Raw genomic sequence first — 15,024 nt, 5'->3', positions numbered from 1 at the left:
GCAATAGCAACAAGATACGACAAACTTGAGCGAAATTATGCCAGTATGGTTGCCATGGCTTTTATGATGATGTGGTTACCCATGTGGGCTGTATAAGTTATGTACACGAAACGTCAACAGTCCCTAGCAAAAGAATCTATTGTGTATGAAATCCACTGCATCTGGACGTTTTTGGGTAACGAATTGCCATCAGCATAGGATTTACACATCTAAGTAAATTAATTTATTTACAATTGAAAAGTGTGTCAGTACCTGGAAATCACCAGGTAAACGCGACCAATAAAGTTGATTTCATTAATTGCACAGTCAAAAGTTACGTCGTTATCACAAACTCGGATCTTACTGACTGGGATTTTTGTAATTTTTTTAATGCTGTGCATGCCTTCAATATCAATTAACCATAAACCATCTTGAACATCAGGTTCTTCTGTATCTAGCAAATACCAGGTTTTATTGTTATCGACAATAAGAGGTTTTTTTATTTCTCTGGCAATCAGTTGATTATCTAAAATCACTGGATCGTCATCGCTCAGCTTTCCACCAATCAATTTAACGCGTTGTATTTTCGGGGTAATAATGTTTTTTAAAGATTCCTTTTTCTTTTCTCCATCAGGGAACATTTCTCCTTGTCCTGTGCTTAGCCATAACAATGAAGCATTGGTTTCAAGGTTGCATTGAATAACCCAATCGGCTGGAAAGCTGTCCCTTAGATAACGGTTTGCCATTGTGCTTTTAGACACCCCTAAATGGTCGCTCAATGCTTGACGTGATTTAAACCCATATGCACTAATAAGGCGTTCGATAGCTTGCTTTCCTCCACTATCTGCACCCATTTTTATCTCAGTTATGTTTTTTTTCATTGAAAGTACAGTTTGGTGAGTTTGCCGTCTTCACAAAGCCCTCTGATTAAGAGCTATAGTGATACCAAATAAATTTGTTAGATCCGATAGGGGATATTGCATCATGGGCATATAAATTTCAATCTATATACTTTGTGAAACTATGTCATCTAAATAAAGAGAAAAAATCTTCCAATCGATAAAATAAGAAAAACTTATTAATTACAATGGATTGTGATCGGAAAGAAACCTTTTTAACCATTAATTATTTCAATAAAAACAATAATTAATATATTAACACTATCAAATATAGTTCTCAAAAAAGATGAAAAACCACTTTAAATTTTTCTAATCAAAGTGTACTGTTCTTATATACAGTTATGTTATACGGAGGTAAGTTTGTCAGTGGACTTTCTTATGGAATCAGTAATAGCGCAACGTATTAATTTTATCGCCAGAATGGCAACAAGCTGTGAATGTAATCATGCTGAAGATAAAGAACTTGCTTTAGTTTGGATTGCTGAGTTGTCGACACCACTTGCAAAACAACTTATTAACCATCACGAAACGCTTGAAGAATAAATGCGGCAGATAAATGTGGGAATTCTGTATGATAAATAATCTAAAGTTTCTAAGTTGATAATGATTGCATTGGAAAATGAGCTGAGAAATAGACTTTGCCTATGAATTCAGCAAATTTTGGAAGATATGATTAATTATTAAATTAGCCACTGAAAAGTGGCTTCTTGCTTCTCATTTGTACTGTTTCCTTAACAATATTGTTTCATTGTTTCTCTCCCACTATTCAGCGCACCATAACACTTTAAATTAACAATATTGACTAAATTAGAGAGGGTATACCTAATGAAAATAATTGCACAGCAGAATGATACTGTTGATGCTTTATGCTGGCGTCATTATGGTCGGACTCAAGGTATGACAGAACAGGTACTATTAGTTAACCCAGGCTTGGCAGAATATGGTGTAATTCTGCCACATGGTACAGAAGTTGAGATGCCGGAAATTATGACAACTACAACGAAACCTATTTTGCAACTATGGGATTAAAGATATCCATCCTAAATTGGCGGTTTTTAAATAGAATTATCACTCTATATCAGGAAATTAAACTTATCTATTCTGGCTAGATAAATAAACAGTTGAACTGGAACATTATACTTAATATATAATCAAGCAGCGCAAATTTGAATTTTTTTAACTATTAGAGTCAAACTTTAACAAAAGAATTACCTAGTAACATAGATTACATAAAAGCCTTTCTCGATTACGGGAAGGGCTTTTTAATTTATGTTGTTATATTTTCCCTTTTCAAAAAACTTGTTTTGTCTTTCTTACAATTCCTCTTTGATGTCGGCAACTGCCATTGCTGGCATTCTTTCATACATAAACCCATAACCACCAAATGGCATTTTTCCAAACATGGATACACAACTAACAGAACTCTTGCGCTTATTGCGTAACCTGATCAGAACTGGTGTTGTTACCGAGGTAGATCATGCCCGAGGTATGTGCCGAGTCGCGACAGGTAATCTTGAAACCGATTGGCGACCTTGGTTGACAATGCGAGCAGGTCATTCCCGTACTTGGTGGTCTCCCAGTGTTAGTGAACAGGTTTTATTACTATCCGTTGGTGGAGAATTGACCACCTCCTTTGTATTACCGGCTGTATATTCTGATCAATTTCCAGCGCCATCAGCTTCTTCCGAAGCTGTCCATATAGCTTTTCCTGATGGAGCAGTAATGGAGTATGAACCGTTATCTGGTGCATTAAAGGCAACTGGTATAAAGACTGCTAAGGTACAGGCTTTATATTCCATAGATCTTGAAGCGACAAATATAAAACTAAAAGCATACAACGAAATAAAACTGGAGTCATATAACGAGATTAAACTGGATGCAAAAAACAAAATTGAATTGAAAGCACTCAACGAAATTGGGCTAGACGCAACAAAAGAACTCAAAATGAAATCACATGAAGTCAAGTGTGAAGCAGAAGAAAAAATCGAATTGAAGGCATCAGAACTGACGTTGAAAGGAAACACGAAACTGGAAGGTAATGTTGAAAATACAGGCGGAAAACTCAGTTCTAACGGCGTGACCTTACATTCTCACCAACATACCGGCGTTATGGCAGGCGGTGCGACAACAGGAGGCCCAGTATAATGATGTACCTTGGAATGAATCGACAAACCGGTCATAGCCTGACGGATCTGGATCATGTACGCCAGTCTGTCAGCGACATCTTACTAACCCCCATCGGTAGTCGTTTGGCTCGTCGTACTTATGGTTCTCTGCTACCTGAATTAATTGACTGGCCACAGAACGCGGCTCTACGCCTGCAAATTATGGCAGCCACCTATACAGCTATTAGCCGTTGGGAACCGCGAATTAATCTGACAGCTATCACCATAAATACCCAACAAGACAGCAAAATGACAGTAGATATATCTGGTCATTATCAGCTGTCCCCTGGGGGGTTTTCTTTATCTATCCCTGTGAGGTAAAACAATGCCGACCATTGATCTAAGCCAGTTGCCGCCACCTGATGTAGTCGAGCCACTGGATTATGAAATCCTGTTGGCTGAACGTAAAGCCAAATTAATATCTCTTTATCCTAAAGAACAACAGGATGCTATTACTCGAACATTGGAATTAGAATCCGAACCTCTGGTTAAGTTACTTGAGGAAAATGCTTACCGGGAATTGATATTGCGCCAGCGGGTTAATGAAGCTGCTCGTGCAGTAATGTTGGCCTATGCAACCAATAGCGATTTAGACCAGTTAGGAGCGAACTATAACGTTACTCGGGCAGTTATGGAGCCTGATAGTACCTTCCGTGATCGTATCCAAAGAGCCTTCGAAGGGCTAAGTGTTGCAGGGCCGATAGGTGCGTATGAATATCATGCCCTTAAAGTTAATGAAAGTATTCATGCTAATAGAAATGAATACAAAGGCGAATATCAAACTGTTGCAGATGTTTCCGTCGTCAGCCCATCACCAGCCAATGTGACGGTGACTGTTTTGTCGCGGAAATGGAAATGGGAAAAAGATAAAGAAGACGAAGAGGATAAAGAGCATAGCGGTGTAGCTTCACAAGAGTTACTGGATAAAGTGATTGCGGCACTTAATGACGAAAACGTCAGACCGGTTGCTGATCGGGTAAAAGTACAGTCAGCCAACATAGTGGAATATCAAATTGATGCTGTGCTTTATCTCTATCCGACACCTGAATCTGAACCTATCCGTAAATTGGCTCAACAAAATATGGATAAGTACGTGCTAGATCAACATAAATTGGGGAGAGATATTCGGTTATCTGCCATTTATGCTGCCCTGCATGTCGCAGGAGTACAACAGGTAGAACTGAGAGCCCCGACGAAGGACATAATTCTGTGTAAAGATCAAGCTCCTTATTGTACTGGTGCAAAACTGGAAATAGGTAAAACACAAACTGCTGATTGTTCCAAACCAAATCCAGGTTTGATAGTGGGAGGTTCTGATGAATGACCGCCTGTTACCAACAGGTTCTACGGTTTTGGAGTTGGCTGCTGCTAAGGCATGTTCACAATTGCAAAATATTCCAGTACCGCTTCGCCAACTCTGGAATCCTGATACTTGCCCTGAAGAGTTATTACCCTATCTGGCGTGGGCGTGGTCGGTTGATCGTTGGGACGAAAACTGGTCGGTAAGCACTAAACGAGACGTGATAAAAAACTCGCTGTTTCTGCACAAACATAAGGGAACCATTGGTGCCGTCCGTCGCGTGGTAGAACCGCTTGGTTATCTCATTCAAATAAAGGAATGGTGGCTGAACAACGAAACACCGGGCACATTCCGGTTGGCGATAGGGGTACAGGAAAACGGGATCACCGAAGAAACTTTTTTAGAGCTGGAACGGCTAATTTCTGATGCCAAGCCTGTAAGTCGTCATTTGATAGGTTTGTCAATCAACCTGGATGTTAAGGGCGAATTTTATTGTGCTGCAACGAGTTATAGTGGAGATGACCTCACTGTTTACCAATATATCCCTGACGTCATCACAACTAGCGACAATGCTCCTTTAGGGGCAGCAATTCATATGATCGAGACAGATACATTGAGGGTTTCACCATGAAATACTTTGCAATTTTAACCAACCTGGGAGCGGCGAAACTGGCGAACGCTGCTGCTTTGGGGACAAAAGTCGATATTACTCACATGGCTGTTGGTGACGGTGGCGGTAAATTACCAGATCCTGACGTCAATCAGACAAAATTAGTTAATGAAAAGCGTCGTGCTGCAATTAATACATTAGGCGTCGACCCGGTAAACACCAACCAAATTATTGCCGAACAAATTATCCCTGAAAGTGAGGGTGGTTGGTGGATGCGTGAAATTGGTCTGTTTGACAGTGAAGGTAACTTGATTGCAGTAGCAAACTGTCCGGAAACCTATAAACCACAATTACAGGAAGGTTCGGGTAGAACACAAACTATCAGAATGATCTTGATTGTTAGCAATACGGATTCGGTAACGCTGAAAATCGATCCCTCTGTAGTTTTAGCAACTCGTGATTATGTAGATAGCTCTATTCAAAAACATGAAAAAAGCCGTAATCACCCAGACGCCACGTTGACAGAAAAAGGTTTTACAAAACTTAATAGTGCCATTAACAGTAATGATGAAACTACAGCAGCAACACCCAAAGCGGTAAAAGCAGCTAATGATAATGCTAATAGTAAATTGGCAAAAAACCAAAATGGCGCGGATATCCCAGATAAAAATGCTTTTGTAAAAAACCTTGGTTTATTGGAAAAGCTGATCCCGATAGGTGTACCACTTCCTTGGCCGACGGCTACACCGCCGGATGGGTGGTTACAATGCAATGGTGCGGCCTTTGATAAGTCGAAATTTCCGGAATTAGCCAAGGCTTACCCTGGTGGTAATTTGCCCGATTTGCGCGGTGAATTTATTCGCGGTTGGGATGACAAACGTGGCGTTGATCCGGATCGTACATTATTGGTATGGCAAGAAGGGTCTTATTTAGTACAGCAAGTTGATCAAACTATTGATAATGTTGTTAACTTCTCAATTAATGAGCGTACAAAATTACAATGGGATACTCCCCAAAGTAAAGATATTCAATTAAGAGCTAGAGCTTCTGAATATTTAATAACGACTTGGACTCCCAAGGCAGCTCATATAGGGGTATCAAGGCCACGTAACGTAGCGTTTAACTATATTATAAGGGCAGCATAATGAGCACGCCTGTACTCGAAGTGATTCCTGTGGGAATACCTCTTCCCTGGCCGATTGACATACCACCAAATGGGTGGGTGAAATGTAATGGGGCAATCTTTGATAAGTCTTTATATCCAAAATTAGCGGAAGCTTATCCCAGTGGTAGATTACCTGATTTACGTGGTGAATTTATCCGGGGCTGGGATGATGGACGTGGGGTGGATATCGGTCGATATCTCCTATCCTTTCAATTGGCAGATATTGCTCCACATAGTCACAGGATTGGACGGATGTGGTCCAACTCAAATGGTGGAACCGAGAAGGTGGGTACACCAAGCTATATTCTCAATAGTGTCTACCAAAACGTTAACTACGGCATTGATCCTCGCGGACTAGGCATCGCTATAGGAATGGGAGCGGGTGGTTTCGGTTATATGGATAATGCGATTGCTGCTTCAACAGGAATAGAAACACGTCCACGAAATGTGGCATTTAATTACATTGTGAGGATTGCCTGATGAATAAGGCTGTACTGGATAAAAATAATATTGCTATCAGTACCGGAAGTATCGTTGTGTTTAATTACGATGCGATTACGCTGGAATATTTAAACAGTTCTGATGAGTATCTTCCCGTTGGTGTCGGTCTTCCTGCTAATTCCTGCACAGACGCGCCACCTGAAAACCAAGGGGGATATGCCGCCTGCCGTTCATCTGATTTAACTAGTTGGCAAATTGTACCAGATTATCGAGGAAAAATAGCCTACGACACACAAACTGGGGAACAGAAGGAAATCATTAAACCTGGTGAGTTATCAGAAACGCTGACATTTAAACAACCAAGCACCGATTTTGATAAGTGGGATGGTGAAAAATGGGTAACGGATATTGAAGCTCAAAAAAACAGTCGAATTGAACAAGCAGAACAACAACGTGTCACTCTTCGCCAACAGGCTGATGAAGCCATGACTTTATTACAATATGCTATTGAGACTGAGATGGCCTCAGACACAGAAAAAGCATTATTGCTTGCCTGGAAGAAATATGTGGTATTACTGAGCCGTGTTGATACTTCAATGGTTTCAGATATTGAGTGGCCACAAATACCAGAATAATACAATTATCAAGACCGGGCATTATTCTGTCCCCGGTCTTTTTTCAGTTATGATAGGCTATGTTGGCCAGTCGATTTCCGATGCTTTTGAAGTATCAACCTGGTTAAGTATGGCTAGGTATTTTTTCCATTCTAATAAGACCTGGCGCATTAGGTAAACACTTATTAATTAACCTAAAGAGTCAGAGTAGAAAAAGGCCTGCGGTTTGTGAACGGCAGGCCTATATTATTTATACCTGTCATCCTTCAAGTTGCCTCTTTGTTGGCTGCACTCACTCACCCCGGTCACATAGTTATCTATGCTCCCGGGGATTCGCTCCCTTGCCGCCGCGATGCATCTTGAAATCCATAAGGTATATACTGATTGTGTGGGCCACTCAATATCTGGTGCTATGGTGGGATTAATGCGGTTTGCTTGTATTCGGTATTTTTTCCAGGCTTTGAGCCGCTCTATCTCTTCCAGAGTTGCTTCATCTAGATCAACAGCATCCTGTAAAGGAGAAATAGTATTGCTGGCAAGGGCTAGCAATTCTTCTTTATGTCTCTCTGCTTGAGCAACTAACTCGCCCTTTGTGTACTTACGTGGAACAATAGCGCCATCTATATATTGCCATTTGCCAGAAATATCACAAGAATCAGGCAGATTACTTACCTCAGCCACACTCATTCCATCTGGGTTAAAAGCTGATACATCTCCTGATATAGAACGGATTACATTATTAAAATCATACATTACTTTAATTGTGTCAGGGTTAAAGCTTTTCTGGCATTCATACCAGTCTTGACCATTTTCTGACTTCAAATAAATGACATTAAAATCTTCGATGATTTTTCTGGCTTGTTTTGAGTTAGGTGTATATTGGGAAAAATTTTTAATATTTTGCATATATTCATCACCCTATTAAATATTGGATATATTCATCCATATGCCATTAACCTTCTTCTGTATTGGTCTACGGTTTACGGTGTCAACTAATTGATTTCTATTTCCATTTATTACAGCAGTAATGGCATACCCACTTGCGTCTGTATCTCCAGAACTTTCCCGTACTTGCGCACTCTCTTTAGCACCAAAGCGAATGTCTTGAATATAACGCGTGTCTGATTCTGATTTTGTATAAGCACCAATAATCGCAGCGGTTGGTCTATATCCTTCATGATAGACCTGATACCCCCTAACTCGAAGATTATCAGATTTAAGGCTCATCCATTCATTGGTTGATTTTTAAAAACTCACTAATCCGTGAAATTTCCAACAGAATAGTCTCGTATTGGTACTAAGCGAGGGTATATATGGCAAAGATTGGCTATATTCAGGTGCCAATAAATGACCAGAACTGTGGTTTATGAAAAAATACGTTGATATGTATAAATTATCATCTATTTTTGTAGGGAAAATCTGTGAAAAAATAATCAATGAACAGAGCTAAAAGTTCACGCCAGAAGAAACAGATATTGATTTGTAGAGATTTCCTTTTCCACACGTAATAAAGTACAAATAGTTAAATTATTAGAAAAAATAATAAATTAAACAACCTGATTTGTATCATCTCCCACACATTTCCCATCGAATGATTTAATAATTCGGATACTTCAACATAGCGGGACACCTTAATAGGAGAACCGCTAATATGGCACAAGATTATCATCATGGCGTCCGTGTACAGGAAATTAACGAAGGCACACGTACCATCACCACAGTTAGCACCGCTATTGTTGGTATGGTCTGTACTGGTCCTGAGGCAGACGAAAAAACTTTTCCATTAAACACTCCGGTTTTGATTACTGATGTTTCGATGGCAATTGGTAAAGCGGGTAAAACCGGTACATTGCCTCAGGCACTTAAGGCTATCTCAGACCAGTCTAAACCCGTTACTGTTGTTGTCCGTGTAGCACAAGGTGAAACGGAAGAACAAACTACCAGCAACATCATTGGTACTACAACTAATGAAGGTAAGAAAACCGGTATACAGGCACTGTTGGCAGCACAAAGCCAATTAGGTGTGAAGCCTCGTATTCTGGGAGTCCCTGGACTGGATACAAAAGCTGTTGCTGTTGAGTTGGCGAGTATCGCGCAGAAACTGAGAGCAATGGCTTATATCAGTGCCTATGGCAGTAAGACTATCTCAGAAGTTATCGAATATCGCAAAAACTTCAGTCAACGAGAATTGATGTTGATTTGGCCTGATTTCCTGAGTTGGGATACTGTTTCTAATAAAGAAACTATCGCCTACGCTACTGCTCGTGCATTGGGTTTGCGTGCAAAAATTGATGAAGAAACAGGTTGGCACAAAACACTGTCCAACATCGGTGTCAATGGTGTGACCGGTCTTTCAGCAGACGTATTCTGGGATCTTCAAGATCCAGCAACAGATTCAGGCCTGCTAAACCAAAATGGTATTACGACACTTATCCGTAAGAACGGCTTCCGTTTCTGGGGTTCCCGTACCTGCGCTGATGATCCATTGTTCCAGTTCGAAAGTTACACTCGTACTGCCCAAGTATTAGCTGACACTATGGCGGAAGCACATATGTGGGCGATCGATAAACCACTGACTCCTTCACTGGTACGAGACATTATCGAAGGTATCAATGCTAAGTTCCGCGAACTGAAATCTGGGGGCTACATTATTGACGGTCAGTGTTGGTATGACGAAAACGCCAATGATAAAGACACCTTGAAAGCGGGCAAATTGACCCTCGATTACGACTATACACCTGTACCACCACTGGAAAATATGATGTTACGCCAGCGTATTACAGATCGTTACCTGATGGATTTCGCGAAAAGCATAAACGGCTAAGGGGACACAGATGGCATTACCTCGCAAACTTAAATTCCTGAACTTGTTTAATGATGGCAATAGTTATCAGGGAATCGTGGAAGAACTTACTCTGCCTAAGCTGAGTCGTAAACTGGAAACCTATCGTGGAGGTGGTATGAACGGTAGCGCAACCGTGGACTTAGGCTTGGATGAAGGTGCATTGGACGTTGAATTTACTCTGGGAGGTATGGAAGCTCAACATTATCGGCAATGGGGTCTGACCAAAGCCGATGGCGTAATGTTGCGCTTTGCGGGCTCCTGCCAGCGCGATGATACCAGCGATGTGATTGCTGTTGAAATCGTGATGCGTGGCCGTTTCCATGAGTTTGACCACGGTACTTATAAGCAGGGAGATAATACTCAGACCAAAATCAGCGCTAAAAACACCTATTTCAAATTGACATGGGACGGTGAAGTTCTGATCGAAGTGGATACCGTTAACATGGTTGAAGTCGTTAATGGTGAGGATCGCTTGGCAGATCACCGTCGCGCTATGGGTCTTTAATCTAATCGGATAAACAAGGTTGAACCATGACAGAAACACTAATTACTCAAAACGACGAGCAGCGCACAATCGTATTAGAAGAACCGCTTGCACGTGGTAGTAGCAACATCACTGAAGTGGTGGTGCGCAAACCGAACAGTGGCGCACTGCGTGGTGCTCGGCTACAGGCTTTGCTGGAGATGGATGTGGATTCAATGATATTGGTTTTGCCACGTGTTACCACACCAGCGCTCACTAAAAGCGACCTGTTGTCAATGACACCCGGCGATCTGATTAATCTCAGTGTTGAGGTGGTCAATTTTTTGTTACCGAAGTCGGCGAAGTCCGGTTTCCAGACCGACTAACCGTAGATGAATTGGTGGCAGATATTGCCACCGTTTTCCACTGGTCTCCGGCAGTGACAGATGAAATGTCACTACCGGAATTACTGGACTGGCGACATCGGGCCATCTTACGAAGTGGTGCAGAAAATGAGTAATACACAGTCACAGCTTAAATTGGTAATACAGTCCGTTAATAAGCTGACCAGCGCCTTGAAATCTGCCCAGCGAAATAATAAAAGGTTGGCGGATTCTCTCCGGCAAAATCGTGATGAATTCAAGCGATTAAATCAGACTTATGAAGCAATTAAACCTTATTCTGCTCCTGAATATGCGCAGGAAACTGCGCATACCAGTAACAAAAAGGAAGAAGATCGCGGTGAAGGTCGTTATAGCAAAATCAAAGAGCTTCGTGACCGCGTTAGCCAATATGGTGCTAGTGCAAAATCAGCCGGTAGCAAGATACTGACAACCAGTAAAAATTTTCTGATGCCGGGTTATGATCTTAATGTTCAAATGTCTAAAATTCAGGCACAAACCGATATTGAAAAAAATTCTCCTGAATACGTCATGTTGCTCAACCAAAGTCGTGAGTTGAGCAAAAGTACAGGGATTCCTGCCAGTCAGATTGCACAGGGGCAGAGCCTGTATGCCTCCAAGGGGTATTCTCCTGACCAGATAAAGAATGTGATGCCTGGTGCGGTATTAATGTCGCAGGCAAGCGGTACAGATTTCGCCAATGTGGTTGATATTAGTACTAATGTACTGGAAGGGTTTAAATTACAATCCGAGGAGATGGGGCCTGTTAGTGATGTTTTGACGGCAACGCTTATTGGCTCAAAAACAACGTTGGCGGGATTGGGTGACACCATGAAATCTGTCGCTCCAGCGGCCACTTCTTTGGGGATTGATATTGAAACCGTTGCGGCTGCTACAAGAAAGCTAAGTGATGCCAATATTAAGGGAAGTGAAGCTGGAGAGGCTTTGAGCAATGTACTAAGTCGGTTGGCTGAACCGCCTAAAGCTGCTGCTGCCGCATTGAAACAACTAGATATTAAGACTCGTGATGCTAAAGGTAATTTACGGCAATTACCTGATATTCTCGTTGAACTAGATGATAAAACCCGTTCAATGAACGGTAAACAACGTACGAGTTATTTCACCGCAATTGGTGGTGAAAACGCTGCTCCTGCTTTGGATGTATTGGTAAATCAGGCAGGGCAGGGAGGATTGCAAACTTTTATCGCTGGACTAAAAAATGTTCAAGGTGAATCCCAAAAAGTTGCATCTGTAGTGACGAATAATCTCACCGGTGATATCCAAAAACTCAATGCCGCTTGGAGTAATCTGGGCGTTCAGATGTTTTCTGGCGTAGAAGGTCCTGCAAGAGAAGTCACTCAGCAAGTCACAAATGTAGTCAATAAAGTCAGTGAATGGATGGAAGCCAACCCACGCTTGGCTGCAACGCTTGCGACTATTACAGTAGTGGTCGGAGGCATGTTAACTGTTTTTGGCGCATTGGCACAGGCGATCGCTTCGATATTGCTTCCATTAGCTGTAGCGAAATATAGTCTTACTTTCTTTGGTAGTACTGGTGTGAGAGCGCTCGGATTAGTCGGGAATGCTCTGAAAATGTTGGGTAGCACCATGATGATCGTTGGCCGTTTGATGATGGCTAACCCAATCCTCGCCATTATTGGTGTAATTGCTATGGCGGCTGTTTATATTTGGCAAAACTGGGAAACATTGGGGCCGAAATTTTCTCAGCTTTGGGAAAATATTAAAATTAGCCTAAGTGAGAAATGGGAATCAATTAAACAGAGTGTTCTGCAAACTTGGGAAAGTATTAAAACTAATATCAGTAATGCTTGGGAATTAGTTAAACAGAATACATTGGATATCTGGGAAAATATTAAAATATCGATCTCGGATAAATGGAATGAAATTATTACTGACGTAATGAATCTACCCAGTAAATTTAAAGAGGTTGGCACAGCAATAATTAACAGTTTATTGGAGGGGATTAATGAAAAATGGGAAGCCCTGAAACAGAAACTGACTTCATTGTCTGAATATCTCCCTGATTGGATGCGGTCAAAGGAGGATATTTCAAAAGACGCCAGTAATAATGTGAGTCCTAATGTTAGTTCGGTTCTGCCCAAACATGACAAGGGGGGCATTATTCCGGCTGGCCGATTTGGTATTGTGGGTGAATATGGACCAGAGATTGTCACTGGCCCTGTTAATGTTATTAGCCGCCGACAGACTGCTAAACTTGCTGCCGCTGCGGCATTTTCTTTGAGCGTAATGGCGCCTTCTGCCGCAGCCAGAACCGCACCATTGCATGTTCAGAGCTTACCGGTTCATGCTTATCCTCAGATTCAGGAAAAGAAAGCGGACAAACGTCAGATGGTAGAGTACCGCAGTGAATCACCTGTCTATCATATAAATATCTATGGTGCACCGGGGCAATCTGCGCAGGATATTGCAACAGCGGTTAGGCGCGAATTGGATGATCGGGAACGTAAACAGCAGGCGCGTTTACGCAGTTCATTCTCTGATAGAGGAGAATTCTAATTATGATGGCTGCACTGGGTTTATTTGTTTTTATGTTGAAAACCACACCATACCAAAGTATGCAACATCAGCAGTCATGGCGGCATGCTTTTAACAGCCGTATCGGGATGCGGCCTGCCTGGCAATTTCTGGGGCCGGATAACGACACAATGACACTTTCCGGCTCGTTATATCCAGAAATTACCGGTGGTCGTTTATCATTGACGGTACTACAAGTGATGGCTGATAGCGGTAAAGCTTGGTCCTTTATCGATGGCAGTGGCACGGTTTACGGTATGTTTGTCATTGAGAGTATCGACCAGACAAAAACTGAATTTATGTCGAATGGTTCTGCCCGCAAAATTGATTTCACATTGACATTACGGCGAGTGGATAGTTCTCTAAGTGAAATGTTCGGTGATCTTCAGGAACAATTCTCTATGCTTACAGACAATTTGTCAGATAGGGTCAGAGAGGTGTTGCCATGACATCTGAATTTGGCAGAGGTTCCGAAAAAGGCAGTGCACCGGCATTTCTTTTGGAAATTGACAATAAAGATATCAGCGGGCGTATTCAATCGCGCCTGATGTCACTAACGATGACAGATAATCGTGGCTTTGAAGCCGACCAGCTTGATATTGAACTGGATGATGCAGATGGAAGTTTGGTGCTACCTTCCAGAGGTAATGTGATTTCATTGGCGTTGGGATGGCGTGATCAGCCACTGATTAGTAAAGGGCGTTTTACTGTGGATGAAATTGGTCACAGTGGAGCACCGGACAAATTAACGATTCGTGCCCGTAGTGCTGATTTCCGTGAATCTCTCAATATGAGACGTGAAGAGTCTTATCATGAGAAAACGATAGGGAATATTGTCCATACTATCGCTGCTAGAAATAACCTTACCGCCGATTTGCATCAGGATATTGCGAAGATATTTATTAACCATATTGATCAGACGAATGAGTCAGATGGTAGTTTTCTTACGCGCTTGGCAAGGCAAGAAGGGGCAATTGCTTCAGTAAAAAATGGTAAGTTGATATTTATTCGGCAGGGACAGAATAAAACAGCCAGTGGTGCGGTTATCCCTGCATTGGTGATTACACGTCGGTCAGGTGACAACCACAATTTTACGCTATCTGACCGAGAGGCTTATACTGGCGTGGTAGCAAACTGGTTGGATGTCCGTAAACCGGAGAAAAAACATACCTTAACCGTTGAGCGAAAAAGTCAGAAAAATGCTGATAAATTAACCTCTTATTTAGTAGGTAGCAAAGATAACGTATTGGAACTTTCCCGTACTTATGCTGATGAAGCCAGTGCTAAACGTGCTGCCAAGGTTGCCTGGGAGAAAATACAACGTGGGGCAGCGACGTTTTCGATTCAATTGGCTCAGGGGCGTGCAGATCTCTACCCTGAAATACCAATCAAAGTTACCGGCTTTAAACCAGAAATAGATGCCGCTGAATGGACATTAACGACAGTTACCCACACGGTGAATGGATCTGGTGGTTTTACAACAGCACTGACTCTGGAATTAAAAATTGATGATCTCGACATGAAATAATTGTTCTTCAAATGAGATCTCATTGTTATATTGTTCGCATAATGAGAGTTCATGTTTT

Annotated in this window: 20 protein-coding genes and 1 pseudogene; 17 read left to right on the top strand and 4 right to left on the bottom strand. The window is 41.8% G+C overall.

The genetic code is table 11. The annotated features are described in order from the left end of the window. A pseudogene (locus tag CKY02_RS17910) lies at positions 1–96 on the top strand (IS5/IS1182 family transposase); the annotation flags it as partial. A 149-nt stretch (positions 97–245) separates the two neighbouring features. Here the strand turns inward: CKY02_RS17910 and CKY02_RS17905 are convergent. After that, a complete protein-coding gene (locus tag CKY02_RS17905) occupies positions 246–860 on the bottom strand; it encodes a phage repressor protein CI (protein WP_112896328.1) in 615 nt (204 codons plus the stop codon). A 396-nt stretch (positions 861–1,256) separates the two neighbouring features. On the opposite strand from CKY02_RS17905, the gene CKY02_RS24865 reads away from it, so the two are divergent. From CKY02_RS24865 to CKY02_RS17865, 9 genes are all read left to right on the top strand, one after another. Further along, on the top strand, positions 1,257–1,421 hold the full coding sequence (locus CKY02_RS24865; RefSeq protein ID WP_165603259.1) for a hypothetical protein: 165 nt from the start codon (positions 1,257–1,259) through the stop codon (positions 1,419–1,421). A 282-nt stretch (positions 1,422–1,703) separates the two neighbouring features. Further along, on the top strand, positions 1,704–1,907 hold the full coding sequence (locus CKY02_RS17900; protein WP_112896327.1) for a tail protein X: 204 nt from the start codon (positions 1,704–1,706) through the stop codon (positions 1,905–1,907). 372 nt (positions 1,908–2,279) lie between these two features. Continuing rightward, positions 2,280–3,023 carry a phage baseplate assembly protein V gene (locus CKY02_RS17895; RefSeq protein WP_112896326.1) on the top strand — a complete coding sequence of 248 codons (744 nt, stop codon included), beginning with the start codon at positions 2,280–2,282 and terminating at the stop codon, positions 3,021–3,023. Beyond that, the gene (locus CKY02_RS17890) at positions 3,023–3,364 is read left to right on the top strand and encodes a GPW/gp25 family protein (RefSeq protein WP_112896325.1); all 342 of its coding nucleotides are present in this window, start codon (positions 3,023–3,025) and stop codon (positions 3,362–3,364) included. Before CKY02_RS17895 ends, CKY02_RS17890 begins: the two co-directional genes overlap by 1 nt. Before the next feature lie 4 nt (positions 3,365–3,368). Further along, on the top strand, positions 3,369–4,367 hold the full coding sequence (locus tag CKY02_RS17885) for a baseplate assembly protein (RefSeq protein ID WP_112896324.1): 999 nt from the start codon (positions 3,369–3,371) through the stop codon (positions 4,365–4,367). Continuing rightward, on the top strand, positions 4,360–4,974 hold the full coding sequence (locus CKY02_RS17880) for a phage tail protein I (RefSeq protein WP_112896323.1): 615 nt from the start codon (positions 4,360–4,362) through the stop codon (positions 4,972–4,974). Before CKY02_RS17885 ends, CKY02_RS17880 begins: the two co-directional genes overlap by 8 nt. Beyond that, on the top strand, positions 4,971–6,098 hold the full coding sequence (locus CKY02_RS17875) for a phage tail protein (protein ID WP_112896322.1): 1,128 nt from the start codon (positions 4,971–4,973) through the stop codon (positions 6,096–6,098). Before CKY02_RS17880 ends, CKY02_RS17875 begins: the two co-directional genes overlap by 4 nt. Continuing rightward, positions 6,098–6,598 carry a phage tail protein gene (locus tag CKY02_RS17870; RefSeq protein ID WP_112896321.1) on the top strand — a complete coding sequence of 167 codons (501 nt, stop codon included), beginning with the start codon at positions 6,098–6,100 and terminating at the stop codon, positions 6,596–6,598. The genes CKY02_RS17875 and CKY02_RS17870 overlap by 1 nt, the downstream gene beginning before the upstream one ends. After that, on the top strand, positions 6,598–7,194 hold the full coding sequence (locus CKY02_RS17865) for a tail fiber assembly protein (protein WP_112896320.1): 597 nt from the start codon (positions 6,598–6,600) through the stop codon (positions 7,192–7,194). The genes CKY02_RS17870 and CKY02_RS17865 overlap by 1 nt, the downstream gene beginning before the upstream one ends. A 57-nt stretch (positions 7,195–7,251) precedes the next feature. On the opposite strand, the gene CKY02_RS17860 is transcribed toward CKY02_RS17865, so the two are convergent. The 3 genes from CKY02_RS17860 to CKY02_RS17850 all read right to left on the bottom strand — a co-directional run bounded on the left by CKY02_RS17860 (position 7,252) and on the right by CKY02_RS17850 (position 8,400). Further along, positions 7,252–7,344, bottom strand: coding sequence for a tail fiber assembly protein (locus CKY02_RS17860; protein WP_112896319.1), 93 nt, complete (start codon positions 7,342–7,344; stop codon positions 7,252–7,254). A gap of 75 nt (positions 7,345–7,419) precedes the next feature. Continuing rightward, positions 7,420–8,079: a tail fiber assembly protein gene (locus CKY02_RS17855; protein WP_240002085.1), complete on the bottom strand. Its 660-nt coding sequence runs from the start codon at positions 8,077–8,079 to the stop codon at positions 7,420–7,422. Positions 8,080–8,094: 15 nt separating this feature from the next. Then, complete coding sequence (locus CKY02_RS17850) at positions 8,095–8,400, bottom strand: phage tail protein (RefSeq protein WP_112896318.1); 306 nt, start codon at positions 8,398–8,400, stop codon at positions 8,095–8,097. Between the two features lie 424 nt (positions 8,401–8,824). Between CKY02_RS17850 and CKY02_RS17845 the strand changes: the two genes are divergently transcribed. The 7 genes from CKY02_RS17845 to CKY02_RS17815 are packed head-to-tail and all read left to right on the top strand — an operon-like array spanning position 8,825 to position 14,966. Beyond that, positions 8,825–9,997, top strand: coding sequence for a phage tail sheath protein (locus tag CKY02_RS17845; protein ID WP_112896317.1), 1,173 nt, complete (start codon positions 8,825–8,827; stop codon positions 9,995–9,997). Between the two features lie 10 nt (positions 9,998–10,007). Continuing rightward, positions 10,008–10,523 carry a phage major tail tube protein gene (locus tag CKY02_RS17840; RefSeq protein ID WP_036782412.1) on the top strand — a complete coding sequence of 172 codons (516 nt, stop codon included), beginning with the start codon at positions 10,008–10,010 and terminating at the stop codon, positions 10,521–10,523. A gap of 26 nt (positions 10,524–10,549) precedes the next feature. Then, positions 10,550–10,867, top strand: coding sequence for a phage tail assembly protein (locus CKY02_RS17835; protein ID WP_011144426.1), 318 nt, complete (start codon positions 10,550–10,552; stop codon positions 10,865–10,867). Positions 10,868–10,881: 14 nt separating this feature from the next. After that, a complete protein-coding gene (locus CKY02_RS17830; RefSeq protein WP_011144425.1) occupies positions 10,882–11,001 on the top strand; it encodes a GpE family phage tail protein in 120 nt (39 codons plus the stop codon). After that, complete coding sequence (locus CKY02_RS17825; RefSeq protein WP_240002084.1) at positions 10,994–13,420, top strand: phage tail tape measure protein; 2,427 nt, start codon at positions 10,994–10,996, stop codon at positions 13,418–13,420. Before CKY02_RS17830 ends, CKY02_RS17825 begins: the two co-directional genes overlap by 8 nt. Before the next feature lie 2 nt (positions 13,421–13,422). Beyond that, complete coding sequence (locus tag CKY02_RS17820; protein ID WP_112878681.1) at positions 13,423–13,887, top strand: phage tail protein; 465 nt, start codon at positions 13,423–13,425, stop codon at positions 13,885–13,887. After that, positions 13,884–14,966, top strand: a complete 1,083-nt coding sequence (locus tag CKY02_RS17815; protein ID WP_112896315.1) for a phage late control D family protein — start codon at positions 13,884–13,886, stop codon at positions 14,964–14,966. Before CKY02_RS17820 ends, CKY02_RS17815 begins: the two co-directional genes overlap by 4 nt. Positions 14,967–15,024 lie beyond the last annotated feature (58 nt).

Source organism: Photorhabdus bodei, from assembly GCF_003287735.1.
Classification (GTDB): Bacteria; Pseudomonadota; Gammaproteobacteria; order Enterobacterales; family Enterobacteriaceae; genus Photorhabdus; species Photorhabdus kayaii.
Note: the sequence above shows the minus strand (reverse complement) of the source record. Positions and strands in the feature narration are given on the sequence as shown.